The organism is Vreelandella salicampi (assembly GCF_013415105.1).
Taxonomy (GTDB): domain Bacteria; phylum Pseudomonadota; class Gammaproteobacteria; order Pseudomonadales; family Halomonadaceae; genus Vreelandella; species Vreelandella salicampi.
Window position 1 is genome coordinate 1 of sequence record NZ_JACCDF010000018.1, and the last position, 23,960, is coordinate 23,960.

25 protein-coding genes and 1 pseudogene are annotated in these 23,960 nt (G+C 54.0%); 11 read left to right on the forward strand and 15 right to left on the reverse strand.

Going from position 1 to position 23,960, the window contains the following annotated elements; all coding sequences use genetic code 11:
* Positions 1-119: 119 nt before the first annotated feature.
* The 5 genes and pseudogenes from HZS81_RS16225 to argC form a co-directional block, all read right to left on the reverse strand.
* Positions 120-368: pseudogene (locus HZS81_RS16225) on the reverse strand (ATP-binding cassette domain-containing protein); the annotation flags it as partial.
* Positions 369-378: 10 nt separating this feature from the next.
* Positions 379-1,050, reverse strand: a complete 672-nt coding sequence (locus HZS81_RS16230; protein ID WP_179931561.1) for an ABC transporter permease subunit — start codon at positions 1,048-1,050, stop codon at positions 379-381.
* Positions 1,051-1,174: 124 nt separating this feature from the next.
* Positions 1,175-1,966: a transporter substrate-binding domain-containing protein gene (locus HZS81_RS16235; RefSeq protein ID WP_179931562.1), complete on the reverse strand. Its 792-nt coding sequence runs from the start codon at positions 1,964-1,966 to the stop codon at positions 1,175-1,177.
* Between the two features lie 173 nt (positions 1,967-2,139).
* Positions 2,140-2,493 carry an iron-sulfur cluster insertion protein ErpA gene (gene erpA, locus HZS81_RS16240; RefSeq protein ID WP_179931563.1) on the reverse strand — a complete coding sequence of 118 codons (354 nt, stop codon included), beginning with the start codon at positions 2,491-2,493 and terminating at the stop codon, positions 2,140-2,142.
* Between the two features lie 102 nt (positions 2,494-2,595).
* Entirely contained in the window at positions 2,596-3,630 is a 1,035-nt protein-coding gene (argC, locus tag HZS81_RS16245) for an N-acetyl-gamma-glutamyl-phosphate reductase (protein ID WP_179931564.1), read from the reverse strand.
* 155 nt (positions 3,631-3,785) lie between these two features.
* On the opposite strand from argC, the gene HZS81_RS16250 reads away from it, so the two are divergent.
* The 5 genes from HZS81_RS16250 (at position 3,786) to HZS81_RS16270 (ending at position 8,681) form a co-directional block, all read left to right on the forward strand.
* Entirely contained in the window at positions 3,786-5,624 is a 1,839-nt protein-coding gene (locus HZS81_RS16250; RefSeq protein WP_179931565.1) for a chloride channel protein, read from the forward strand.
* 25 nt (positions 5,625-5,649) lie between these two features.
* A complete protein-coding gene (gene hemJ / locus HZS81_RS16255) occupies positions 5,650-6,081 on the forward strand; it encodes a protoporphyrinogen oxidase HemJ (RefSeq protein ID WP_179931566.1) in 432 nt (143 codons plus the stop codon).
* Positions 6,081-6,899, forward strand: coding sequence for a bifunctional hydroxymethylpyrimidine kinase/phosphomethylpyrimidine kinase (gene thiD, locus HZS81_RS16260; protein WP_179931567.1), 819 nt, complete (start codon positions 6,081-6,083; stop codon positions 6,897-6,899). Before hemJ ends, thiD begins: the two co-directional genes overlap by 1 nt.
* 38 nt (positions 6,900-6,937) lie before the next feature.
* Entirely contained in the window at positions 6,938-8,224 is a 1,287-nt protein-coding gene (gene hemL, locus HZS81_RS16265; RefSeq protein WP_179931568.1) for a glutamate-1-semialdehyde 2,1-aminomutase, read from the forward strand.
* A 97-nt stretch (positions 8,225-8,321) separates the two neighbouring features.
* Entirely contained in the window at positions 8,322-8,681 is a 360-nt protein-coding gene (locus HZS81_RS16270; protein ID WP_241697536.1) for a hypothetical protein, read from the forward strand.
* A 74-nt stretch (positions 8,682-8,755) separates the two neighbouring features.
* On the opposite strand, the gene HZS81_RS16275 is transcribed toward HZS81_RS16270, so the two are convergent.
* From HZS81_RS16275 to HZS81_RS16300, 6 genes are all read right to left on the reverse strand, one after another.
* The gene (locus HZS81_RS16275) at positions 8,756-9,736 is read right to left on the reverse strand and encodes a hypothetical protein (protein ID WP_179931569.1); all 981 of its coding nucleotides are present in this window, start codon (positions 9,734-9,736) and stop codon (positions 8,756-8,758) included.
* Positions 9,737-9,799: 63 nt separating this feature from the next.
* Positions 9,800-10,348: a hypothetical protein gene (locus tag HZS81_RS16280; RefSeq protein ID WP_179931570.1), complete on the reverse strand. Its 549-nt coding sequence runs from the start codon at positions 10,346-10,348 to the stop codon at positions 9,800-9,802.
* Positions 10,349-10,667: 319 nt separating this feature from the next.
* A complete protein-coding gene (locus HZS81_RS16285; RefSeq protein WP_179931571.1) occupies positions 10,668-11,498 on the reverse strand; it encodes a CsgG/HfaB family protein in 831 nt (276 codons plus the stop codon).
* A gap of 59 nt (positions 11,499-11,557) precedes the next feature.
* Positions 11,558-11,983, reverse strand: coding sequence for a curli assembly protein CsgF (locus tag HZS81_RS16290; RefSeq protein WP_179931572.1), 426 nt, complete (start codon positions 11,981-11,983; stop codon positions 11,558-11,560).
* Complete coding sequence (locus HZS81_RS16295; RefSeq protein WP_179931573.1) at positions 11,983-12,495, reverse strand: CsgE family curli-type amyloid fiber assembly protein; 513 nt, start codon at positions 12,493-12,495, stop codon at positions 11,983-11,985. The genes HZS81_RS16290 and HZS81_RS16295 overlap by 1 nt, the downstream gene beginning before the upstream one ends.
* A 33-nt stretch (positions 12,496-12,528) precedes the next feature.
* On the reverse strand, positions 12,529-13,227 hold the full coding sequence (locus HZS81_RS16300) for a response regulator transcription factor (protein ID WP_179931574.1): 699 nt from the start codon (positions 13,225-13,227) through the stop codon (positions 12,529-12,531).
* A gap of 209 nt (positions 13,228-13,436) precedes the next feature.
* On the opposite strand from HZS81_RS16300, the gene rdgB reads away from it, so the two are divergent.
* From rdgB to HZS81_RS16320, 4 genes are all read left to right on the forward strand, one after another.
* The gene (gene rdgB, locus HZS81_RS16305; protein WP_179931575.1) at positions 13,437-14,060 is read left to right on the forward strand and encodes an RdgB/HAM1 family non-canonical purine NTP pyrophosphatase; all 624 of its coding nucleotides are present in this window, start codon (positions 13,437-13,439) and stop codon (positions 14,058-14,060) included.
* The gene (gene hemW, locus HZS81_RS16310; RefSeq protein WP_179931576.1) at positions 14,053-15,219 is read left to right on the forward strand and encodes a radical SAM family heme chaperone HemW; all 1,167 of its coding nucleotides are present in this window, start codon (positions 14,053-14,055) and stop codon (positions 15,217-15,219) included. The genes rdgB and hemW overlap by 8 nt, the downstream gene beginning before the upstream one ends.
* A gap of 32 nt (positions 15,220-15,251) precedes the next feature.
* Positions 15,252-15,938 (forward strand): YiaD family glycine zipper/OmpA-like lipoprotein, encoded by a 687-nt coding sequence (locus HZS81_RS16315; RefSeq protein ID WP_179931577.1) that lies wholly within the window; start codon positions 15,252-15,254, stop codon positions 15,936-15,938.
* A 133-nt stretch (positions 15,939-16,071) separates the two neighbouring features.
* The gene (locus tag HZS81_RS16320) at positions 16,072-16,917 is read left to right on the forward strand and encodes a 23S rRNA (adenine(2030)-N(6))-methyltransferase RlmJ (RefSeq protein ID WP_179931578.1); all 846 of its coding nucleotides are present in this window, start codon (positions 16,072-16,074) and stop codon (positions 16,915-16,917) included.
* 20 nt (positions 16,918-16,937) lie between these two features.
* Here the strand turns inward: HZS81_RS16320 and mnmE are convergent, their stop codons facing one another.
* The 4 genes from mnmE to rpmH form a co-directional block, all read right to left on the reverse strand.
* Entirely contained in the window at positions 16,938-18,308 is a 1,371-nt protein-coding gene (mnmE, locus tag HZS81_RS16325; protein WP_179931579.1) for a tRNA uridine-5-carboxymethylaminomethyl(34) synthesis GTPase MnmE, read from the reverse strand.
* Positions 18,309-18,408: 100 nt separating this feature from the next.
* Entirely contained in the window at positions 18,409-20,097 is a 1,689-nt protein-coding gene (gene yidC, locus HZS81_RS16330) for a membrane protein insertase YidC (protein ID WP_179931580.1), read from the reverse strand.
* Positions 20,098-20,214: 117 nt separating this feature from the next.
* The gene (gene rnpA / locus HZS81_RS16335) at positions 20,215-20,580 is read right to left on the reverse strand and encodes a ribonuclease P protein component (RefSeq protein ID WP_179931581.1); all 366 of its coding nucleotides are present in this window, start codon (positions 20,578-20,580) and stop codon (positions 20,215-20,217) included.
* Between the two features lie 13 nt (positions 20,581-20,593).
* Complete coding sequence (gene rpmH / locus HZS81_RS16340) at positions 20,594-20,728, reverse strand: 50S ribosomal protein L34 (RefSeq protein WP_009101657.1); 135 nt, start codon at positions 20,726-20,728, stop codon at positions 20,594-20,596.
* A 524-nt stretch (positions 20,729-21,252) separates the two neighbouring features.
* On the opposite strand from rpmH, the gene dnaA reads away from it, so the two are divergent.
* Both dnaA and dnaN read left to right on the forward strand, forming a co-directional pair.
* The gene (dnaA, locus tag HZS81_RS16345) at positions 21,253-22,719 is read left to right on the forward strand and encodes a chromosomal replication initiator protein DnaA (RefSeq protein WP_179931582.1); all 1,467 of its coding nucleotides are present in this window, start codon (positions 21,253-21,255) and stop codon (positions 22,717-22,719) included.
* 54 nt (positions 22,720-22,773) lie between these two features.
* Entirely contained in the window at positions 22,774-23,877 is a 1,104-nt protein-coding gene (dnaN, locus tag HZS81_RS16350; RefSeq protein WP_179931583.1) for a DNA polymerase III subunit beta, read from the forward strand.
* Positions 23,878-23,960 lie beyond the last annotated feature (83 nt).

Consider the following 23,960-nt stretch of genomic DNA (forward strand, 5'->3'; position numbering starts at 1 on the left):
ACGTGCACGCGGCTACCGGAACGAGGCCAACTTCATCGCCATGATCTACCTGATCGGTAGCCCAGTCGGGCGCATGCTTGATCAGGCCAAATCCACATGAAACGACGAAGAGCCATTTTTTGCAGCGCTTTGCCGCTTTTGCCGTAGGGGAATAGCGATTTGCCATCCACCATCAGGCTACCTTGCTGAAACTCCTCAAGCCCGTTGATACAGCGAATCAGCGTGGATTTGCCCGAGCCGCTGGCACCAATCACGACTACGACTTCGCCGGGCACAATTTCAAGGTCAATATCTTTGAGCACATGCAGGCTACCGAAGTGTTTGTTCAGCGCTTGCATGGCCACAATAGGTTGTGTCGTCTCGTTCATGTCCGCGTCCTTATTGTCCGGCCAGGCCTCTGCGCTCTAACTGGCGCAGGAGAATGGAGAGGGTCCAGGTAATCGCCAAATAAAGCAGAGCGACCATTAAATAGACCTCCATCGCGGTGAAAGTGGTAGCAATGTAGATCTGCCCTTGGCGGACAAGCTCGCCGACACCGATCACCGAAAACAGCGAGGTATCTTTGATGCTGATAATGGCTTGGTTACCCAGCGGTGGGATCATGCGACGAAAAGCTTGAGGCCAGATAATGTAGCGAAACGCCTGTGTGCGCGAGAGCCCCAGTGAGAGCGAGGCCTCGCGCTGGCCGATCTCAATGGACTGCACACCGCCGCGTACAATTTCAGAAATATACGCGCCTGAGTTGATCGCAATGGCGGCTATCCCGGCGGTTAGGGCGTTGATGGGGCCGCCCAAAATTTGCGGTAACCCGTAGAAGATAAACAGCACTTGAACCAGAATCGGTGTACCGCGAAAAACTTCGACATACACAATAGCGGGCCAACGTAGCCAACGCAGCGGACTAATGCGTAGCAGGCCAAAAAAGATACCGATAAAAAAACCGAAGGCAAGGCCGCCAAACGAAATCAACAGCGTCCAGGGAATCCCCGGCAATAGGTGAGGGATAGAGCCGAACGCGGCGGCCCAATCAAATTCAAACGTAGCGTCCACGTGTGCTCTCCTAAAAAAGCCACAACATAACGGCACAGGGCCGGGGGCGAGACCACCCGGCCCTGGTGCGTATAAAAATGAAAAATCGTCGTTAGCGGTTAACGAATAAGAAGATTAGCGGTGATTACTCATCGCTGGGGGTTTCGCCAAACCACTTGGTGTAGATCTCATCGTAGGTACCGTCTTCATGCATCTCGGCGAGCGCTTCGTTGGTGGGTTCTACCCAGTCGCTGCCTTTATTGAAGACGATGCCGTATTGCTGACCTTCGTAAAGCGGGCCGACCACTTTGGTACGCCCTTCACCGCGCGTTTGCGAGAAGTAGCCCACGTTGGGGGCATCGTAGAAAGCGGCATCGACGTTACGGCCCAAAAGCGCCATGTACATATCCGAGGTGCCGGGATACGGGGTAATATCCGCGTCATCACCAAACTTTTCGGTCAGGTAGTCATAGCTGGTCGAGCCGATTTTAGTCGCGATGGACATGCCTTCGAGATCGTCGATGGTGGTGACTTCGTCGTTGTCATCGCGGACGATAATGCGCAGACCAGAATCGTAGTAGGGATCGGAGAAATCCACGATTTCGGCGCGTTCATCGGTAATGGTGATACCGGCGATGGCAATTTCCTGGCTGCCGGTTTGTACGGCGGGAATAATGCCGTTGAATTCCATGGTGGTGAGGTTGACCTCAAACCCGGCGCGATCAGCGATTTCGTTGATGATGTCCATATCGAAGCCGATCATTTCACCGGTTTCTTGGTCCATCATCTCGAAAGGCACAAAGCTTGGGTCGGTCGCCACGTTAACGGTGGGTTTGTCTTGGGCGACGGCGAGACTTGCGGTGCCTAAACCGAGCGCTACGGCAGCGGCGAGGGCGGTTTTTGGCAGGCTAGTGTGGAAGATGGCTGTTTTTTTCATGGTATTCCCCGTGCGTTATTGGCCTGAATGGTACGCCGATAGCGCAAAACGCTATCAAAACGACCGTAAGACTGTTATTGACCTTTTTAACCTTGGCGAGAAACCGCCATGGCGTCAAGTCACGGGGAGAAGCAGTGGCAAACGCTATGTGGACGCAAGCGCGGTTGTGGGGTTTACACCATAAAAGAGGCACCACAGCCGCAGGTGGTGGTGGCATTGGGGTTTTGTACACGAAAACGGGCACCGGCCAAGCCCTCTTCGTAATCGACCGTGGAACCGACCAAATACTGGTAAGACAGCGGGTCAACGACGAGAGACGCTTCGCCAAACTCGATCACAGTGTCGTCTTCGGCGACGTTATCGGCAAAATCAAACCCGTACTGAAACCCCGAGCAGCCGCCCCCCGTCACATAGACGCGCAGCTTCAGCGTGGGGTTACTTTCTTCTGCAATGAGCGCCTTGATGCGTGTGCGTGCACTATCAGACAGCATCAACGGCGTAGGGACAAAGGATTCGGCACTGCTCATGGAACCTCCCGCGAGCGTGAGAGAATATGGCTATTTAAAACGCAATTATGGGTAATTCCTAGTAAAACAGTCAACTTTATCGAAATATTGCTATGCCACTGTTCAAGGCATCAGCGCCGGGGCGTCTAGGCCTAGCGTCTCTTTTAACCCGAACATCAGGTTAAGGTTTTGAATTGCTTGACCGGAAGCGCCTTTCACCAAGTTATCAATCACTGACAGCACCACCACGGTATTGCCGTTATCGGGGCGATGAACCGCCAAGCGGCAGGTATTGATGCCTTTTACGCTGCGGGTTTCCGGGTGGCTGCCAGCGGGCATCACGTCGACAAACGGCTCATTGGCGTAGCGCGCTTCAAACAGCGCTTGAAGTTCTTGTGGTTCGGCCTGAAGTTGGCCGTAAAGCGTGGCATGGATACCGCGAATCATCGGGGTAAGGTGTGGCACAAACGTAAGCCCCACGCTGCTACCTTGAATATCGCTTAGCCCTTGGCGGATTTCTGGCAGGTGGCGATGGCCCGAGGCGCCGTAGGCTTTCATCGATTCACTCGCTTCGGCGAGTAGCGACGGCACTTTCGCTCCGCGCCCCGCGCCGGTGACACCGGATTTACAGTCGGCAATGAGCTGTGAGGAATCAATCAGGCCGGCTTCTAACAGCGGCAAGTAACCTAGCTGCACCGCGGTGGGGTAACAGCCGGGCACGGCGATCAAGCGCGCGTCTTTGATTGTCTCGCGATGCATCTCAGGCAAGCCGTAAACTGCTTCAGCTAGAAGCTCGGGGGCGCCGTGAGGCTGGTTGTACCAGTGGCTCCACTCATCCACATCGCGTAGACGAAAATCGGCGGATAAGTCGATCACGCGGGTGCCGTTTTGCAAAAGCTCACCGGCTAACGCGTGGGCAACGCCGTGGGGCGTGGCGAAAAAAACCGCGTCCATTGCGCCAAGCGTTTTGGCGTCAGGCTCGCTGAAGGTGAGCGTATCGTAGTGGCCGCGTAAGTTGGGGTACATATCGCATACCTTAACGCCTGCTTCCGAGCGCGAGGTGATCGCCTCGATGCTGACCTCGGGGTGCTGGGAAAGCAGCCGTAAAAGCTCAACGCCGGTATAACCGGTACCGCCGACAATACCTACTTTTATCACTCTCAACTCCTTGCGGTTTGCGCTATTTGTGCCTCATTGATAACAGTCTGAGCTTGAAAACAACCTGTTGCACGCTCTTTGGCTATGATACACAAGAGAATGGTAAGAAAAGAGTGGTAATAAAAGCGACAAGATGAACAACAAGGATGGTGCGCGTGGCACGTTTTTCGCGATCAGATTTTACCCTTGAGAGTTTTCGCCGCCAGCTCGCCAATGTTGATGCACTGCCGCAGCTGTGCGTGCTGGGGCTGGTGTCTGGGGTGATTACCGGCGCATTGATGGTGGGTTTTCGGCTACTGCTGGAAGCCGGCGCCATGCTATATATGCCGGAAGGCAAACCTGAGGCGTTTGAGGGCCTTGCACCCTGGTGGCGGGCGCTATTGCCTTTAATCGCCGTCACGCTGGTGGGTGTGCTGCTTTATCGGCAGAAACCCAGCGCGCGCAAGCTCGGCGTTAGCCACGTGATTGAGCGCTTGACCTATCACCAGGGCCGCTTTCCGCGGCGTAACTGGCTGAACCAATGGTGGGTGGGTGTGGTGTCCGTCCTGGGTGGCCTATCGGCGGGGCGCGAAGGACCGGCGATTCACTTGGGCGCGGCGGCGTCGAGCGGTTTGGGCGAGCAGTTGCGCCTGCCGCACAATAGTTTACGAGTGCTGGTGGCGTGCGGTACGGCGGCAGGAATTTCCGCTTCGTTTAATACCCCGATTGCCGGTGTCATCTTTGCCATGGAAGTGGTGATGATGGAGTACACCCTGATGAGCTTCATGCCGGTTATTTTGGCGTCCACCATGGGCGCACTGGTGGCGCAGTTAGCGTATGGCAGTGCGCCGGCATTTAGTATTCCCGATGTCGCGCTGGATTCGTTTCTGAATTTGCCGTGGGTGGTGATCATGGGGCTGGCGATTGGTCTTCTGGCAGGGCTTTTTATTCATATTTCCCGTAGCGTATGGATTCGACACCGGCCGTTGTGGTTGCGCTTAGGCGCGACGGGCGTGTTGACCGGCGCGGTTGCCTGGTTTTTCCCCGAAGTGCAGGGGATCGGCTACGACAGTGTAGCGGCCATGTTGGATAATCAGCTGACGATCTCGGTGCTGCTTGCGCTGGTGGTGTTTAAGCTGATTCTCACCGCGTTAACCGTGGCAGGCGGCGTGCCGATTGGCATTATCGGCCCGGTATTGGTGATTGGCGCCGCCGCCGGGTCGCTTACGGGGCTATTCGGCGGGGTTGTTTGGCCCAATAGAGCGGCCGACCCGGCGATATTCGCCATGCTGGGAATGGCCGCGATGATGGGGGCTGTGTTACAGGCGCCGTTGGCGGCGTTGATGGCGCTGTTAGAACTCACTCATACGCCCAATATCATGCTGCCGGGGATGCTGGCGGTGGTGGTGGCGTGCCTGACCTCGCGCCAGCTCACCGGTTGTGAAGGCTTTTTTATCAGCTCGGTGCGTTATGGGTTACACCCGCTTCAACAGCCGCTGATGCAGGCGCTCTCACGGGTATCGGTACCGGCGGTGATGGAGCGCAGCGTGGTGCGCACCGAGCGCATGGTGTCCCACGCGCAGGTGCACAAGCTGTTGGAAACTAACCCCGTTTGGATCGTGATTGAACGTTCGACGCGCGACAAGCCGGTGTTGGCGCTTAAAGCGGCGGAACTGGCCCGCTGGTTGATTGACCATGAGGCCTCTCAAACGCCGGAAGAAATCGCCCAAGAGAAGATCGATCTATTGGAAATTCCCGGCCAGCGCCTAGAGATGGCGCCCATTAGCCTGCAAGCCACCCTTTCCGAAGCGTTTATAACGCTGCAGAATGACGCCCTTGGCGCGCTGTATGTGGTGCATGGATACCGGCCGAAGCAGCGACGCATTTCGGGTATCATCACCCGCGGCGCCATTGAGCGTTATTATCAGTACTCCTATTCGCAGCAAGAACACAACAAAAACGCGGATACACCCAACGACACCTCAGACAGCAAGCGAGATGGGGGACAGCGTTAAGCGCCCCTACGCGTAAGGAGCCACAATGTATTTATGGGTAAAAGCGATCCACTTGATCGCCATGGTCACTTGGTTTGCCGCGCTGTTTTATCTGCCGCGCTTGTACGTTTATCACGCCATGGCGCGGGATAAAAACGAGACCACCAGCATGGAAACGTTCAAAACCATGGAGCGTAAGCTCTACCGCGGCATTATGACGCCCTCGATGATTGTCGTGCTGATTTTCGGCGGCTGGATGCTGTTTCTCAATCCTACTTGGCTCAGCCAAGGCTGGATGCACACCAAGCTCTTGCTGGTCGCGCTGCTGGTGGCGTATCACCACGTTTGTTTGATCTATTTAAAGCAGTTCGCGCAAGATCGCTGCAAAAAGGGCCACGTTTTTTTCCGTTGGTTTAACGAGTTGCCGGTGGTGGCGCTGCTTATTATCGTCATTCTGGCCGTGCTTAAGCCGTACTGATGCCACAGCCCCTCCCCCCTGTTGTGTTGGTATTAGCCGGCCACGACCCCACCGGTGGCGCCGGTATTATTGCCGATAGCGAAGCAATTGCCGCTGCCGGCGGCTGGGCGGTCACGGTGCCCACCGCCCTTACGGTGCAGAATCTTCACGATGTGCATCGCGTCATCCCCACCCGCCCGGATTCGATACACGCGATGGTAGACGCGCTGGGTGAGTTGCCGGTGGCAGCGATTAAAATCGGGCTGATTGCCGATGAAGCGACCCTCACGGCGGTGGAAAAAGTCGTGCAGCGCTTTCCCGGTGTGCCGGTGGTGGCGGACCCGGTGGTTAAAGCCGGCGGTGGAACTGAGTTATCCACACCCGCTTTATGCCGCGCGTATGCGCAGCGCTTGTTACCTCTTGTGGATATCTTAACGCCTAACCGTTACGAGCTTGCCCAGCTGACACCAGACGTTCAGGACCCCGATGACGACACTGCCCGCGCGGTGGCGTTGATGTCGCAAGGTTGCCAAGCGATTCTGGTGACCGCCACCGATGACCCGCGTTCTGGCAGTGATCAGCAGCAAATTACCCACACCCTGCATACGCCCGATACCACGCGCCAATGGCAGTGGCCGCGCCTGCCGGGGCAGTTTCACGGCTCGGGTTGTACGCTGGCGTCTTCGCTTGCCGCGCGTTTGGCAGTAGGCGAGCGCTTACTGACTTCTTGCGAGCAGGCGCAGCACTTTACCTGGCAAAGCCTGTCGCATGGCTATCATCAAGGCAGTGGCCAAGCGTTACCCCGTCGCTTTTTTGACGCCCATTTTTTTACCCGATAACTTTTATATGAACGTTTATCTATAACGAAGAGGACGCCATGACCACATCAGCCGAACTGTTTGACCATGCCAGTCGCCATATCCCCGGCGGCGTTAACTCCCCCGTGCGCGCGTTTAAAGGGCTGCACCGCCCACCGGTCTTTATGGAGCGCGCCCAGGGCGCTTATCTGTTTGACGTGGAAGGCAACCGCTATGTCGATTACGTCGGCTCGTGGGGGCCGATGATTACCGGCCACGCCGACCAGGACGTGCTCGCGGCCGTGCGCGCGCGGCTGGATAACGGCCTTTCTTTCGGCACGCCGACGGAAATCGAAACCACCATGGCGGATTTGATTTGCGAGATGATTCCGTCGATGGAAATGGTGCGCATGACAAGTTCCGGCACCGAAGCCACCATGTCGGCGATCCGCCTGGCACGCGGCTACACCGGCCGCGACAAAATCGTGAAGTTTGAAGGCAACTACCACGGCCACTCTGATTCGCTATTGGTCAAGGCCGGCTCCGGCGCGCTAACCCACGGCGAGCCGAGTTCACCGGGCGTGCCGGCGTCTCTTGCCGAACACACGGTAACGCTGTCGTTCAACGACCCCGAAGGCGTGGAAGCCTGCTTTGATGAGATCGGCGATCAAGTTGCCTGCATTATTGTGGAGCCGGTCGCCGGCAACATGAACTGCATCCCGCCGCAGCCGGAATTTCTCGATACCCTGCGCCGGGTGTGCAACGAGCACGGTAGCGTGCTGATTTTTGATGAAGTGATGACCGGCTTCCGTGTCGCCCTCGGCGGCGCCCAGGCGCACTACCATGTGACGCCGGATTTAACCTGTTTGGGCAAAATCGTCGGTGGCGGTATGCCCGTCGGTGCCTTTGGCGGTAAGCGCGAGATTATGCAGCAGATCTCACCGCTTGGGCCGATTTACCACGCGGGTACCCTCTCGGGTAACCCGTTGGCGATGGCGGCGGGGGTGACGCTGCTGAATAAGCTTCAGGTACCGGGCTTTCATGATGCGCTCGCCCAGCGCGTCGATACCCTATGCCACGGCCTGCAAGAGCGCGCCGATGCCGCTGGCGTCCCCATGATCACTCAATCAGCCGGCGGCATGTTTGGTGTGTTCTTCACCGCGCAATCGCGGGTGGATAACTTCGCTCAAGCCACCGCGTGCGACCCGGAAATGTTCCGCCGTTTCTTTAACGCCATGCTCGATCAAGGCGTGTATTTGGCACCCTCCGCATTCGAAGCCGGCTTTATGTCCAGCGCTCACACTGCCGAGGATATTCAGTTCACGCTGGATGCGGCTGAAAAAGCCTTTGCGCTGATGCCTTCGTAAAGCGCTTTATGTGAGTCTATGTAACTTAGTGTTGCCAATAAAAGCTATACTGAAAGAGTCGCCCAACCTGGGCGGCTCTTTTACGTTGGGGGGTCACATGCAACACACAACGGCTTGGCTAAAGGCGGTAATCGGCGCGAGCATGTTGGCCGCGCTACCACTGAGCGCAGAAACGACGAAGGAGGATGCAATGGGGCAGCAGATTCAGGTCGAGGTGAGCGGCACACCGGGTGTGGCGTTTAGCGCCGAGTGGCGCGTTACCCACAATGGCGATACGCAAACCTATCAAGAAGAAGGGCAAGTACCGGCTGACTACACGTTTGAAGGCGAGGGAATTCAAGCAAGCATCAAGGTGTTAAGCGAAGGGCAGCTGGATGTAACCGTTCAAAAAAGCGGCAACCGCTCGCGTTCCTCTACCCAAGGCAAAGGCAGCACGTTAAATATTGCCGTGAGATAAATCGAAATTTAGACAACAAATAACCGCCCCCGAGGGGGCGGTTATTAATTGATAACTCTAGAAATTTCTGGAAGTTAGTACTGTAAAACAGATACTTCATTACCAGAGCCATTTTGTGTCACATGAGCATGACCAGCAGCAGATGTTGTAGTCATACCTAGCTGAGTGATGGTAGAAACGTTGTTGCTACCACCTCCTTGCAAAACATCTGCGTAGTGTCCACGACCAGAACCACCGCCGTTGCCATAATTATCCTGCATGATGTATGAATCATTAGCTCCATCAGTCTGGTTAACAAATGCTATGTTATCGCTACCACGCTGGATGATATAGCTTTCTCCGTTTGTACCATTTTGCATAACATCAGCATAGTTATCATCACCATATGTTTGGCCGATATAGCTATCGTTACGGTATCCAGTCTGATCGACCCAAGCTTGGTTTCTATCTGCGCCGCCACCCATACCACCTTGAAGCACCACAGAATTATTTCGATCACCCGATTGTGATACATCAGCTTTATTATCGCGACCTCCATATTGATCAACCCGAGAGTCATTGAAATCGCCTTCTTGCATTATATTTACAATACCACCTCTAGATAGATTTTGATCTACCTTAGAGTAGTTACGTTGACCATACTGTTGAATATCGGCATCCGATCCTGGACCTGTTCCTGGATTTGTTTGATCAAGTATAGACTCGTTTTGCTTATTTGTTTGAACTATACTAGCCGCGTTGTTTGAACCTGTTTGATTACTTTCAGACTCATTATTGTTCCCAGTGACACTTGAAATTGGAGCATTTCCATTAAGTCCAGTAAGTGCAGTTTGTGCGCTACTGAATGTTGGCGTAGGCCCACTTGTCCAGGCATTATTATCCTGATTGATAGCTCCTCCAGTATTATCCAGACCTGCATTATCAACACCCCAATCTACTGAGGTGAGATTGGTACTTGCCTGAATAGTAGTTGTAGGCTGCTGTGGTGCTGCAAAGGTAGCAGCACTCATTGCAAAAGTTACGGCGGCGGCGAGTGAGGTAAGTTGCAGTTTCATGGTCGTTCCCCTTTGGTTTTTTCGATCGTCTTGCTTGGTGGTTACTGAGAAGCGAAATGCGACTCAGTAGGTATCGATAGTGACCGGTTGTGCATTGCCCGAATGGTTTTGTTGTTCGATGCTAATGCTACGAAGGCCACTGCCCGATTGTGATTGTGAAAGCGTTATGTCACTGCCAAAGCCAAACTGGTTAATTTCGGCTTGGAATTTATTGCCTTTTTGAGTAATGGCAGCTTTATGTTCATTACCCACTTGCACAATAATGCCGATATTGCTGCCATTACTTTGTAAAATATTAGCTTGGTTGTTATCACCGTCTTGGTAAATATGGGCGAAATTAGCGAATTGATAACCAGCAGAGCGAGATTGGACAACACTTGCCTGATTATCGTTTCCGTTTTGCTGAATAATACTGACGTTTCCTTGATAAGAGCTATAATCAATACTTTTTACGTATTGTGTAACTCGGCTTTCCCACATATTTTCCCAACTATCATCATTGGCAGCTTCAGCAGGAACCGTCGCGTTAACAAACGATGCGGTTACGACAAAGGCAAAAGTAGCTACTTGTTTCGCCAGTCTGCTTTTGTTGTAGGCATTTAACGGTTCCATGATGTTATCCCTTTTGAAACTTTATGTATCAATTTGTGTTTCATGAGTTGAGTTTGGACGATTTTAAAAATAGCGCTATCAGAAGCTTTTCTATTGTTGCGTTGGTCTTTCTGCTTTTTTCTTTTCGGTTAAAGTGGATTTTTTTAGATAAGTTAGTATGAGATTCATCATTATTAGGCTTGGTGAATTGACTTTTTTAGATGTCAATCAATGCGTTATAAACGCCAGGTAGAAAACCAGGCGCAAAAAAAGCGGCCATGTGAATACATGGCCGCGACGTTTTTTTATGTGGTGTTTTTATATTCCCTTGTTGTAGTTGTTACAGCATGGGGATGGAGGCATCCAAGTATTCCCCAAGAAGCGTGTCGTGTATGTTGACGCCAGGCGCTAAATTCCAAAGGCGGTTTTCGACACCGCGCGCGATGAGATGAATCACGGCGGATTCAACCGCAGACATTACCGCCATTTGCACCGGCTCATTGGTGGTAATGCCCGCCTCGGCTTCTAACAACCGCCGGAAGTCGATAAAGCGATAGACCCCCGCACGCAGCTCTTTGGAGTAAATCGTCTTGGTGGTGGTGACGTTGGCCAATATTTCGCCGGTGGAGATTTCAACGGCGCGTAAGTTCACCGTGACTTGATCCACTTGATACTGCCCCGAGGCGCCGATACCAAAATATTCGGCCCCGGCGCCGCCGGTACGCACGTTGGATTCAAAGGCAATAATGCCGCCTTCCAACATCACGGAGGCCGCACGCAGCGAGGGAAGCGTATCGGGCTGGCCAAAGCGCTCAAACTCCGCGCGTATAATGCGCCGTTCGGTCAGTAGGTTTTGTAACCCCACCCGCTCCAGTGGAATAAACCAACCCGATTCCGATAGAGCGCCCGTCAACATGGCCGCTGCCCCTTGGGTAACGGCGGTAGAAAATGTGCTGGCAGGCGCTGGGCGGTATTGACCGGTTTGATCGCGGAAATCGTACACCGAGACAAAAATGCGCCCGGCCGGTGGTGGCAGCGAGACCAGATCTTGGTAGGTCGCGCCCCTAGGTGTCAGGGTGGCAGGCGCCCCCTCAAGGTTTTCTGAAGTAGCGACGACACCGGCACACCCGCTTAGCCATATAGAAATGATGATAATTGCAGTAAATTTCATGAAGTATCCCCCTGATGTAACGCCCTTTGGCATATTCAGAAAAGTATTTCCGTTTTGGTTCAGGGAGCGAGAATGCTACCTACACGGATAGTGGTGGTATCGCCCGTGAGCTTGTCGGTGACTTGAATCGCGAGTTCGCCATTTTGGTCGCTGACGATGATGCCAAAATCGTCGCTGTTGAAACTGCCTTCACTGATCTCCCCACGCCTGGCCTCTGAAAGTAACTGGGATACCAGTTGACTCTCTAGGCGCTGAACAAGCCGATCGGTAGCACTTAGAGGTTCTCTGCGCATTGTATTTGGGTCGGTGGTGGTATCTTGCGCCTGAGCCTTGCTGAGCAAATGGCTACCCATGAAGGGGTCGCCACCAAATGAGGGGTTGATCGGTTGGTAAATCAGTTCGCCTGCGGTGGCAAGCGCCGGAGCGGCCATCAAAAGCGCGATAGCGGTGTAGCGTTTATGCAAAAGGGGGGCAAACGGTTTCATTAGAATAGCTCCTCACTTCCTAAGTCTTTATCTGAGTTAATCGCGGATGTCAGCTTGTGGCGTAATATCGCCTCTTCGACAATTTTCACGGCTTCCCCGGCGGCACGGTCGGCCTCATTAATTCTTGGGGAGAGCTGTGTACGGAAATACATACGGTTGCCTTCCATGATCCACACCTGGCTACCCCAGCGGGCATCGGGGCGTTCGCTAATGGTAAGGGTGGCGTTACCAATAAGGGGGTTACCCATGGCGCGCTGACTGAACGCGCGATAAAAGGTTTTCCCTGCCATGGTGATGGTGCGATCCACCAGCACTCCGGTGAGCTCGCTGCTGCCGTTGGGCCTTTGCTGTATGGCAGGGCCATCAGGGCTATCTAATTGGTTAATGGCGTCGATTTCGGCCTGTTCCTGTGTGCTATCAGGGGTAGCCGAATCTAGCGTATCTGCCCACGCGGTGGGCATGATGAAAGCTGTCGTGAGTGCTATTAATGCAGTGGTGCGTAATGCGTTCATAACCGCTCCCTCTCTTAAGAGAAATGGCTCTCGTTAAGGAGTATGCTGGCGTTGTAGACTGCGAGCGGCCTCGATATTGGGCAAAATAGGGCCGAGGTTTTGGTGGATCCAATTCAACGCCTGAATGCGGTTGTGTACGTTGATTTTGCGAAAAATGTTGTAAAGGTGGGACTTTACCGTGTGCTCGCTAACGAATAGCTTCTCGGCAATTTGTTGATTCGAGGAGCCTGAGCTGAGCAGGGTAATAATCTCCATTTCGCGGTTGGTCAGCCCACAGGCAGGACGAAACGCGTTGCTTTGGTACTTGCGGTAAAACAGAATGAGGCGAGCCATCAGGTCGCGCGACATCCACAAATCCCCATCTATCAGGGCGTGAATGCCCTTGCAGATAACGTCTAAACTCTCATTACGGTAGAACACCCCTTTTAGCTGAGCGCAGGAGAGCGCTTCCAACGCGTGATCAAGGTTGCGAATGTTCAGTGCCGCGATGGGGGTTTTCGCCATTTCGGATGGCAGCCTTTCTTGCCACTCGGGTAAGGCGTCAATGCCAATATGGTCACTATCGATGAGTAACAATAAGTTACCTGATGGGGGCGACGTAAACGTATCCGACGGTGACTGTATGCGGATGGCACAGCCAGTCTTATCGGCTAGGTAATCTGCAAATAACTGAATTTGAGGACTTTTTTCGGTAATTATGTAGACAATGCCGGATGGCTTTGGGGGTGTCATGAGTAGCTCCTTGTAACAATAAAGGCTTAATAGGTGACAAATTCAGTGTTAACCATAAAAGCCAAAACGTAAATATATGTTACTAAATGTTATTGAATAAATATATTCTTTATAGCTATTTATGAAATATGTATTTGATATTTATGGATTTTTCATATGCTAATATTTAGCGACAGTTAATATATGTAATACGATGTCAGGAGATTCCGATGTCAGCAGATAAAACGTTGGTACTGGCCAGCGGTAACGCGGGAAAGTTGCGCGAGTTCAACCAGTTGCTTGCGCCGCTGGGGATGGATGTACGCCCGCAGGCAGATTTTGGCGTTCAGGATGTGGCCGAAACCGGGCTTACGTTTGTAGAAAACGCCTTAATCAAAGCGCGAGCGGCAAGCCAAGCTAGTGGTTTACCGGCGCTGGCGGATGATTCTGGCTTAGAAGTGGATGCCTTAAACGGCGCACCAGGGATTTATTCGGCGCGCTATGCCGGTGAGCCCAAAAGCGATGCGCGTAACAACGCCAAGCTCATTGATGCCCTTCATGACTGCGCGGAAGGGCAACGCAGCGGGCGCTATTGGTGTGTGCTGGTGTATTTGCGCCACCCTGAAGATCCGGTGCCGATCATTGTGCAACGCAGCTGGGAAGGCGAGATTCTGGCTCTTCCGCGCGGTGAGGGCGGCTTCGGTTATGACCCGCTTTTTTGGCTGCCCGATCACGGCATGAGTGCCGCTGAGCTGCCAGCTGAAAGCAAAAACCGTGTTAGTCACCGTGGCCGTGCGCTGCATGCCCTGGTGGAAATGCTGGAGGCAGAAACATCGCAGGTGGCGCATGGCTGAACTGCCGCCGTTATCGCTTTATATCCATACGCCGTGGTGCGTGCGTAAATGCCCTTACTGCGATTTCAACTCCCACGAGCCCAAGAACCGCGAGCTACCTGAAGAGGCGTACTTGCGCGCGCTACTTGCCGATCTTGATGCGGACCTTCCGCTTGCCGCCCAGCGTCCGTTAGTCTCGATTTTTATCGGCGGCGGTACACCGAGTTTGTTGTCACCGCGTTTTTATCACGTCTTGTTTGAGGCGCTACAGACGCGGCTGACGTTTGCCCCTGATATTGAAATCACCTTAGAGGCCAACCCCGGTACCACTGAGCAGCACCGTTTTAGTGGCTATCGTGAGGCGGGCATTAACCGGCTTTCACTGGGTGTGCAGAGTTTTCACGCTGAACAGCTGGAGGCGCTGGGCCGTATTCACAGCGGTGAAGAAGCCGCTGCTGCTGTCGAGCAGGCAAGGGCGGCGGGTTTTAGCAACCTTAATATCGATTTGATGCACGGCCTGGCGGGGCAGACCCCTGAGCGCGCACTTGCCGATATCGACCAGGCACTCGCGCTCGCGCCGGAGCACCTCTCTTGGTATCAACTCACTCTTGAGCCCAATACCGCTTTTCACTCTCATCCGCCGGAGCTCCCTGAAGAAGAAGCGCTGTGGGAGATTCAAGACCAAGGGCACGAGCGCCTGGAAACGGCGGGGTTTTCGCGTTATGAAATTTCCGCCTATGCCAAACCGGGGCGTGAAAGCCGTCACAACATGAATTACTGGCAGTTTGGCGATTATCTCGGTATCGGGGCCGGCGCGCACAGTAAGCTCAGTCATATCAGCGACAATGGCGAATGGGTGATAGAACGGCGTTGGAAAACCCGCCAGCCCGAGGCTTACCTGCAGCGCTTGGGGGATTTACGTGGTTTTGTGGCGGGTAAGCGTGAAGTAAGCGTGGCCGAGTTACCACTTGAGTTTGCCATGAACGCGCTGCGCCTGACCGAGGGCGTGCCGTTGGCGTTATGGTCGGCCTATACGGGGCAGCCAGAAGCCGTGCTGAATAAACGCTTACAAAGCGCCTATAAAAAAGGACTTTTAGAGGAGACGGCGAAAAGTCTTAGGGCATCCCCGCAAGGCCTACTATTCTTAAACGAGTTGCTGACCGAGATCAGCGACGAATAATGAATTTTCTGTAGGACGTGAAGGAGTGAGTGATGCGTTTTTATCGACTTTTAACACCGATTGCGGCCGCTTTATTGGTGGCGGGTTGCGCAACTAATGATCCATACGGTGGGCAAACGCAGCGCTCTAGCACCGCAACGGGCACCGGTATTGGTGCGGCTGTTGGCGCTGTTGCCGGGGCACTTTCGGGCGATGGCAGTTCAAGCCGTCGTGACCGTGCGCTTATTGGTGCCGCTGTTGGCGCGGCCGCTGGTGCTGGCGTGGGTGCCTATATGGATCGCCAAGAGAATCAACTGCGCGATAGCTTGCAGGGCTCACGCATTGAAATCGACCGCCGTGGCGATGAGATTGTGCTCAACATGCCAAGTAGCGTGACCTTTGGCTTTGATTCCAGTGAGCTAACTTCGCAAGCACGCAGTTCGCTCAACGAAGTATCCAACGTGCTGCGCGAATACACCGATACTCGCGTCAATGTCGCCGGTCATACTGACAGTACGGGCGATGCCAATTACAACCAGCGCTTATCCGAGCGGCGCGCCCAGGCCGTGGGAGGCTACCTGAGCCAAAGCGGGGTTTCATCTGCACGCTTAAACATGATGGGTTACGGTGAGGCTCAGCCCGTTGCCAGTAATGAAACAGAGCAAGGCCGCGCGCAAAACCGCCGCGTTGAAATCACACTGACGCCAACCGAGGGCGCCCAGAACTATCAAGCTCAGTAATACCGGCAGGCGCGGTAAAACTTACCCACAGTAGGTTGGCGTAATCTGCTGTTAATAAGTCTCTAACCATCGGCCCGCCAATTTTCTTTTGGCGGGCTTTTTTCTTTGTTTCTATCCGTCTTTTTAGGTTCACATGCTTTCTTATCAGCACGCCTACCATGCCGGTAATTTTGCCGATGTGCATAAACATTTGACGCTATTCGCCGTCATTGATTATTTATTACGTAAAAAATCGCCTGTTACATATATAGATACGCACGCTGGCCGTGGGTTGTATCCGCTGGCGGCAAAAGAGAGTCAGCGCTTGCTGGAGCATCGCGAAGGCGTTGAGCGGCTCTGGCAAGCCAAGCGCACCCTTAACGACCCGCTTTTGCGCCAGTGGTGCGATGCCCTCACTTCTCTTCAACCGTCACCGGCAACGCTAACGCACTACCCGGGCTCGCCGTGGTGGCTACATCAGCGCTTGCGCGAACAAGATGCCCTGCAGCTTTTTGAGCTCCACCCCGGTGAGCACCGCTACTTAGAAGACCAAATGCTGAGTGAGAACACCACACGTACCTACGGTGATGGCCTTGCTGGTTTAATGCAGCGCTTGCCCGTGGCGACCCCTAGGCTATGCGTGCTGATCGACCCCAGTTATGAACGCAAAGATGAGTATCAAGAGGTTACTGAGGCGGTGGAGCTGGCAATGAAAAAGGTGCGCCACGCGGTGGTGATGGTCTGGTACCCGCTGCTACCTGCAGGGCATCACCACACGTTGCTTGAGGGGCTTGCCGGCAGCGGTATACGTAAAATCTGGCGTAGCGAGCTCAGTCTTCGCTCACCTGGCGAACAGCGCCACGGTATGTATGGCAGCGGCATGCTGGTGATCAACCCGCCCTGGGGGCTGGATGAACGCCTTGCGGCGGCTATGCACGAGGTCACACCGCTTTTAGGGCCTTCTTGCTATTACCACGCCGAATGGCTGGTGGGGGAGTAGCCACACAGGGCCAAAGAGAATTATTTGCCGATACAGAAACTGCCAAAAATCTCACCCAGGAGATCGTCGGCGCTAAATTCACCGGTAATTGCACCTAACGCTTGTTGCGCGTCGCGCAGGTCTTCGGCAAGGAGTTCACCGGCTCCGAAGCCGTCTAACTGCGTGCGGCCGGCTTCTAGCGCAGCGTGTGCGCGGTCGAGCGCATCCAAGTGTCGGCGCCGGGCGGAGAAGCGGCCTTCGGTGGTAGCGGAAAAGCCCATGATCTCTTTCAGGTGCGTTTTTAATTTATCCACACCCTCACCGGTTTTTGCCGAGAGCCGCAGCGTCGGATGCGCTGTGGATACATCGATTTCGGCGGGTTCATGGCTGGTATCGATTTTGTTGCGCACCAGCGTCAGGCGCCCGCGATCCGGCAAGCGTTCGACAAATTCCGGCCAGATCGCCATTGGGTCGGTGGCATCTGTGGTGGATGCATCAACGAGCAGCAGCACGCGGTCAGCCTTTTCGATCTCCGCCCAAGCGCGGGCGACGCCGATTTTCTCTACCGCATCCGGCGTATCGCGCAGCCCTGCGGTATCAATAATATGCAGCGGCATCCCGTCGATGTGAATATGCTCGCGCAGCACGTCGCGGGTGGTACCGGCAATATCAGTCACAATGGCGGTTTCCTGCTCGGTGAGCGCGTTTAACAGGCTTGATTTACCCGCGTTGGGGCGACCCGCGATCACCACGCTCATGCCCTCACGCATGAGCGCACCCTGGCCCGCGGCGGCGCGCACTTGGGTAAGCTCGCTTTCAACGCCATTGAGCATGTCGGCAACTTTGCCATCGGCCAGAAAATCGATCTCTTCTTCGGGAAAATCGATGGCTGCTTCCACGTAGATGCGCAGCTCAATTAGCCGCTGCACCAGCGCGTGAACCCGCTGCGAGAATTCCCCCTGTAACGAGCGCACCGCGTTTTCTGCGGCAGAACGCGAGGTGGCGTCGATCAGATCCGCAATCGCCTCGGCTTGGGCAAGGTCGAGTTTGTCGTTCAAAAAGGCGCGCTCGGAGAACTCGCCGGGCCGCGCTAGGCGCGCGCCTAGCTGCACACAGCGCTCCAAGAGCAGATCCATGATCACCGGGCCGCCGTGCCCTTGTAGCTCAAGTACGTCTTCGCCGGTAAAGGAGTTCGGCCCGGCAAAAAAGAGCGCAATCCCCTCGTCGATAATGTCGTTTTTGCCGTTAAATGGCCCAAAGTGGGCGTAGCGCGGCCTGGGGCTGTGGCCGACAATCTCTTCGGCCAGTCGACGGCTATCAGGGCCTGAAAGGCGAATAATTCCGACCCCGCCGCGCCCGGGTGGGGTGGCAAGCGCGGCAATGGTGTCAGGGGTATAGAGTCGTTCTGCCATGGTGCTTCCCGTGTTTTTCGCTGTATTGTGATTTCCTTCGCCCTTAAACGCCAGACCCCCGCACAAGGCGGGGGTCTGATTCACGTAGCTAAGCGATTGGTTACTTGGTTCGCTTGCCTTTGCCGACGTTGGGGTCATTCTCAATCTGGCGCGTAATAAAGTATTGCTGCGCCACCGAGATAATGTTGTTCACTACCCAGTAGATGACCAGCCCTGCCGGGAACCACAGGAAGAAGAAGGTGAAGATAATTGGCAGCATCTTCATAATCTTCGCCTGCATCGGGTCTGGCGGTGTCGGGTTGAGCAATTGCTGTACGAACATCGACGCACCCATCAGAATCGGCAGAATAAAGTACGGATCTTTCACCGACAGATCCTGAATCCAGAATATGAACGGCGCATGGCGCAGCTCAACCGATTCCAGCAGCATCCAGTAGAGGGCGATGAAGACCGGCATCTGTACCAGAATGGGGAGACAGCCGCCGAGCGGGTTGATCTTCTCCTTCTGGTAGAACTTCATCATCTCTTGCGACATTTTCTGACGATCATCGCCGTACTGCTCTTTGAGGCGCTGCATCTCCGGGCCGAGTTTGCGCATCCGCGCCATCGACTTGTACGCTTTGGCAGAGAGTGGGAAGAGCACAAGCTTGACCAGCACGGTCAGCAGCACGATCGACCAGCCCCAGTTACCCACTACATCGTGGATCTTATCCAACAGCCAGAACAGCGGGTTGGCGATGAACCATAGCCAGCCGTAATCGACGGTAAGCTTGAGATTCGGTGCCACTTGCTCTAGGTAGTCTTGTACCTTGGGACCCATATAGAGCGTCGCGCCAAGCGTGGCTTCACCATCCGGTGAGATCTGCTGAATCGGGCCAGCAAACGCCGCTACGTTGCGATTACGTGAATCGGTACTCGCATAATAGAGGTTCTGCTGATCTTGCGGCGGCGCCCAGGCTGAGACGAAATAGTGTTGAATCATTGCGACCCAGCCGCCTTCTGCCTCGCGGTTGGAAAATTCGCCGTTTTGGATCGTTTCGAAATCGACCTTTTCGTAGCGCTCTTCCGGCGTCGAATAGGCCGCCCCAAGATAGGAATTCATACCGATCGCCACGCCGCTCGACGGGTCAGCGCTATTATCGCGTGCCAACTGGCCGATAAAGCGCGCGCTAACCGGCTCTTCGGTGTTGTTAGCGAGGTAATAGCTGACCTCAACTGCGTAACTTCCGCGCTCAAACGTCAACCGTTTGGTTACGTCAATGCCGTTGACATTGGCACTGAGATCCACCGTTATCTCTTCTTCACCGTCATGCAGCACGTACTCTGTTTTTTCTGGCGAGTAGGCAATACGGCTTGCTTCATCATTAAGCTGAATGCCCGAGCGTGCGACATAGCTGCGTGACTGGTTGTCGGAGAGCAATACGTAATTGCGCTCAGCATTGAGGCTTAATTTATGCTGCGGCAACGCGGCATAGAGGATATCGCCACCGTGAGGATCGATACGCACATCGAGTACGTCGGTAGTGACGGCAATAAAGTCGCGGCTGTCTGTTTCGCTTTCTTCAGCCGGCATGCTGTCGTCGATATCGCCCTGCTGAGTGCCACTTGAGGGCACGCTAAGGCCACCATCATCTTGCGTTTCTTCTGGGGTCGAGCCGTTACGCTGTACGATTTCGGTGGAAGAAGACGGCGTAGCAACCGGCTGACTATAGTCCTGACTCCATTGAACAACTAGGAGATAGGCCAAAATAGCCAATGGAATCAGTAGGATAAGTCGTTTTACGTCCATGAGGGTTCTGCCCGCTGGGTGGTGAACATGCTAATGGCGCAGTGTGATTTTACTCGACATATGACACACAAAAGCCTGCCAAGCGGCAGGCCGAGGTCGAGCGGTAAAACGTAGTCGTCAAGCGTCACGTTGCGCTTCGCGCTGCAGACGTTTCCACATGCCGTGTAGCTGGCGATGTAACGTTTCGTTGTCGAGATCATGAACGCCTCGTCGTGCCAGAACCACGATATCAACCGCAGGTAGCTGGTGTTGGCGTAAGCGAATAGATTCCCGTACGAGCCGTTTGAAACGGTTGCGTTGCACGGCAAGCTTCACATTTTTTTTGCTAACCACAAGCCCAAGCCGGGGATGCCCGAGGGTATTCCAGCGAGCTAGCGCCATCATACCTTTACCATGAACTTTTAGATCAGCGTGTTCGAAAACGTGACGGAAATCCCCGGGGCTGAGTAGTCGTAAGCACCGAGGATAGCCTTGACTGAGCACACGCAATCCGAAATCAGGCGCTCAGACGCTTGCGGCCTTTGGCACGACGGCGTGAGATTACAGCACGGCCGTTTTTGGTTGCCATACGAGCACGGAAGCCATGCGCGCGCTTGCGCTTTAGAACGCTGGGTTGAAAAGTGCGTTTCATAACTCGTTATTCCCACGTGGTTTTTTGACGGAATGTCGATTTTAAGAGGCCCAAACCAGCAAGGCACTGGCATAGGGAGATCCAATTCAAGACCGGAAATTGTAGAGCCTTACCGCGATAGGTGCAATTTTTTTGTCGAGCTACCGTGATGGCCGTACCTGCCGCTATGCTCCATTCTGCTCAAGGTGACACAACATTAACAATAATAGTATTACTTAAATGATGTTGTTATTAATAGTGGGGATACAATTTGTGGATAAGTGTTTTAAATCGTTTATTAACAGGTAGATAAACATTTTAAAAATGTGTGGATAAGCGGTTATTTAGCAGGGGGTTCGCTGTGGGGAAACGGTGCAAAAGCGAGGATAAATCGCCCATGCTAACAAGCGTGCCATGCTTATCCTCGGGCTGTTCGTAACTTGGTAAGAGGGTTATCCACAGAAAATATTTAGCCGTACGCTGTGTGGATAACTGGCTTTTGGGGCGCTACAATATCCGGCCGTTTTCAACCGAAGGTGAGTTGAGTGTCTCTCGCGCTATGGCAACAGTGTCTGGACTATCTGCAGGACGAACTGAATTCACAGCAGTTCAATACCTGGATACGTCCCCTTCAAGCAGAGGAGGGGGAGTCCAACGAGCTGCGCTTGTTAGCGCCTAATCGCTTTGTGCGCGACTGGGTGAGCGACAAGTACGCCAAGCGTATCAGCGAGCTGATTCGGGAGCTTGCACCGACCAAGCCGCCAAAAGTGAGCTTGACGGTAGGAAGCCGCCGCGTTGCCGCGGCACCGCCCCAGCCGCGTGAGCTTGGCAACCCGGTTTCCGCATCGCCGGCAAAACCGGCGGCACCGGCAGTGAGTACGCCCCCCCGTGGCGATATCGCCGATGAGCGCGAGATTGATCAGCTGCGCGAAGAACAGGCGTCAAAGCGGCCTAAGGAGCGTCAGGTTCAGGTGGAAGGGGGGCTGAAACACAATAGCGGCTTGAACCCTAATTTTACTTTCGACACCTTTGTGGAAGGTAAATCAAACCAACTGGCGAGAGCTGCTTCGCGCCAAGTGTCAGAAAACCCCGGTGGGGCATACAACCCACTTTTCTTATACGGTGGAGTGGGGCTAGGTAAAACTCACTTAATGCACGCGGTAGGCAATGCGCTGGCGACCCGGCGTGAGAATGCGCAGGTGGTATATTTGCACTCAGAGCGCTTCGTTGCCGATATGGTGAAAGCCCTCCAATTGAATGCGATTAACGACTTTAAACGCTTTTATCGTAGCGTGGATGCGTTACTGATTGATGATATTCAGTTTTTCGCCGGCAAAGAGCGCTCTCAAGAGGAATTTTTCCACACCTTCAACGCGCTGTTAGAAGGCGGGCAGCAGATGATTCTGACCTCTGACCGCTACCCTAAAGAGATTAGTGGCGTCGAAGAGCGCTTGAAGTCTCGCTTTGGTTGGGGGTTAACCGTTGCCATTGAACCACCGGAGCTTGAGACGCGCGTGGCCATTTTGATGAAAAAGGCCGAACAGACCAAAGTGGATTTGCCTCATGATGCGGCCTTCTTCATTGCCCAAAAGATTCGTTCCAACGTGCGCGAGTTAGAAGGTGCGTTAAAGAAAGTGATTGCTGACTCCCACTTCATGGGCAAACCAATCACTCAGGATTTTATCCGCGAGTCGCTAAAAGATTTGCTCGCGTTACAAGACAAACAGGTCGGCGTGGACAATATTCAGCGTACCGTGGCTGAGTATTACAAAATCAAAATTGCAGATTTGCTCTCCAAACGGCGTTCGCGTTCGGTTGCCCGCCCTCGGCAAGTGGCGATGGCGTTGGCCAAAGAGCTCACTAACCACAGCCTGCCGGAAATTGGCGATGCTTTCGGGGGGCGGGATCACACGACAGTATTGCACGCTTGCCGTAAGGTAAAAGCCTTGCAAGAAGAGAGTGCGGATATTCGTGAAGATTACAAGAATCTGTTGCGTTTACTGACCAGCTAATCACCGACTTAAACTGTTATCTATAAACGTGTCACCGACTATTTTGGAGCGCCGATGAACTTTTCCATTTCCCGTGAGGCACTGCTGCGTCCGCTAACGCTGGTGGCCGGCGTGGTCGAGCGCCGGCAAACGCTTCCCGTGCTCTCTAACGTGCTGATCGAAATCGAAAGCGACCAGGTTGCCCTTACCGGTACGGATTTAGAAGTTGAGCTAGTGGGGCGTACGGTGGCTAGCCACGTTGAGCAGGAAGGGTCAGCGACCGTACCGGCACGTAAGCTGATGGACATTTGTAAATCGCTGCCGGAGCAGGCCGAGATTCAGCTTGCGGTCGAAGATGGGCGTGCGGTGCTGCGCAGTGGTCGCTCACGTTTTACGCTTTCGACGTTGCCAGTAGCGGAATTTCCTAATATCGAGGATAACGAAGGTAGCCAAGAGCTAAGCGTTCCGCGGGGGACGCTTAAGCATCTGATTGAGTCGACGTCTTTCGCTATGGCGCAGCAGGATGTGCGCTACTACCTCAACGGCATGCTGCTGGAAATCCAAAGCAATTTATTACGCGCTGTGGCCACCGATGGTCACCGTCTTTCGATGTGTTCGCGCCCGGTGGATGTGACCGTTGAGCAGCCACACAAGCTGATAGTGCCGCGCAAAGGGATCCTTGAACTTGCACGCCTCCTAGACGATAGCGACGAGCCAGTGAGCTTAACGCTGGGTTCTACGCATATCCGCGCGCATACCGGCGATTTTACCTTTACGTCCAAGCTAATCGACGGAAAATTTCCGGATTACGAACGTGTTGTACCGCGTAACGGCGATAAGGTGTTATTGGCAGAACGTGCCGCATTACGCCAAGTGTTGTCGCGCACGGCGATTCTGTCTAACGAAAAATACCGCGGTGTACGGCTTTATTTAGAGCCTGGCAACTTAAAAGTGATGGCCAATAATCCTGAGCAGGAAGAAGCCGAGGAAAACATTGCCGTTGAATATAACGGCCCCTCGATGGAGATTGGTTTTAACGTGGGCTACCTCGTTGATGTGCTGACGGTGCTTGATGAAGAACGCATGCAAATGACGCTTGCTGATCCCAACAGTAGTGCGCTAATGGAAGAACCGGGCGGGGGTGATGCGTTGTACGTTGTGATGCCCATGCGGTTATAAACACTCAACTCATTAGCGTGATGCTGAATTCGAAAATTGTCATGGCGGTGTCTCTTGTGTCTGAAGGGGCACCGCCTTTGTGT

What these genes read in the sequence shown, in the direction of transcription:
- HZS81_RS16235 (WP_179931562.1), bottom strand. Translation starts at nt 1,966, where the DNA reads ATGAAAAAAACAGCCATCTTCCACACTAGCCTGCCAAAAACCGCCCTC.
- erpA (WP_179931563.1), bottom strand. Translation starts at nt 2,493, where the DNA reads ATGAGCAGTGCCGAATCCTTTGTCCCTACGCCGTTGATGCTGTCTGAT.
- hemJ (WP_179931566.1), top strand. Translation starts at nt 5,650, where the DNA reads ATGTATTTATGGGTAAAAGCGATCCACTTGATCGCCATGGTCACTTGG.
- thiD (WP_179931567.1), top strand. Translation starts at nt 6,081, where the DNA reads ATGCCACAGCCCCTCCCCCCTGTTGTGTTGGTATTAGCCGGCCACGAC.
- hemL (WP_179931568.1), top strand. Translation starts at nt 6,938, where the DNA reads ATGACCACATCAGCCGAACTGTTTGACCATGCCAGTCGCCATATCCCC.
- HZS81_RS16270 (WP_241697536.1), top strand. Translation starts at nt 8,322, where the DNA reads ATGCAACACACAACGGCTTGGCTAAAGGCGGTAATCGGCGCGAGCATG.
- HZS81_RS16275 (WP_179931569.1), bottom strand. Translation starts at nt 9,736, where the DNA reads ATGAAACTGCAACTTACCTCACTCGCCGCCGCCGTAACTTTTGCAATG.
- HZS81_RS16280 (WP_179931570.1), bottom strand. Translation starts at nt 10,348, where the DNA reads ATGGAACCGTTAAATGCCTACAACAAAAGCAGACTGGCGAAACAAGTA.
- HZS81_RS16285 (WP_179931571.1), bottom strand. Translation starts at nt 11,498, where the DNA reads ATGAAATTTACTGCAATTATCATCATTTCTATATGGCTAAGCGGGTGT.
- HZS81_RS16290 (WP_179931572.1), bottom strand. Translation starts at nt 11,983, where the DNA reads ATGAAACCGTTTGCCCCCCTTTTGCATAAACGCTACACCGCTATCGCG.
- HZS81_RS16295 (WP_179931573.1), bottom strand. Translation starts at nt 12,495, where the DNA reads ATGAACGCATTACGCACCACTGCATTAATAGCACTCACGACAGCTTTC.
- HZS81_RS16300 (WP_179931574.1), bottom strand. Translation starts at nt 13,227, where the DNA reads ATGACACCCCCAAAGCCATCCGGCATTGTCTACATAATTACCGAAAAA.
- rdgB (WP_179931575.1), top strand. Translation starts at nt 13,437, where the DNA reads ATGTCAGCAGATAAAACGTTGGTACTGGCCAGCGGTAACGCGGGAAAG.
- hemW (WP_179931576.1), top strand. Translation starts at nt 14,053, where the DNA reads ATGGCTGAACTGCCGCCGTTATCGCTTTATATCCATACGCCGTGGTGC.
- HZS81_RS16315 (WP_179931577.1), top strand. Translation starts at nt 15,252, where the DNA reads ATGCGTTTTTATCGACTTTTAACACCGATTGCGGCCGCTTTATTGGTG.
- HZS81_RS16320 (WP_179931578.1), top strand. Translation starts at nt 16,072, where the DNA reads ATGCTTTCTTATCAGCACGCCTACCATGCCGGTAATTTTGCCGATGTG.
- mnmE (WP_179931579.1), bottom strand. Translation starts at nt 18,308, where the DNA reads ATGGCAGAACGACTCTATACCCCTGACACCATTGCCGCGCTTGCCACC.
- yidC (WP_179931580.1), bottom strand. Translation starts at nt 20,097, where the DNA reads ATGGACGTAAAACGACTTATCCTACTGATTCCATTGGCTATTTTGGCC.
- rpmH (WP_009101657.1), bottom strand. Translation starts at nt 20,728, where the DNA reads ATGAAACGCACTTTTCAACCCAGCGTTCTAAAGCGCAAGCGCGCGCAT.
- dnaN (WP_179931583.1), top strand. Translation starts at nt 22,774, where the DNA reads ATGAACTTTTCCATTTCCCGTGAGGCACTGCTGCGTCCGCTAACGCTG.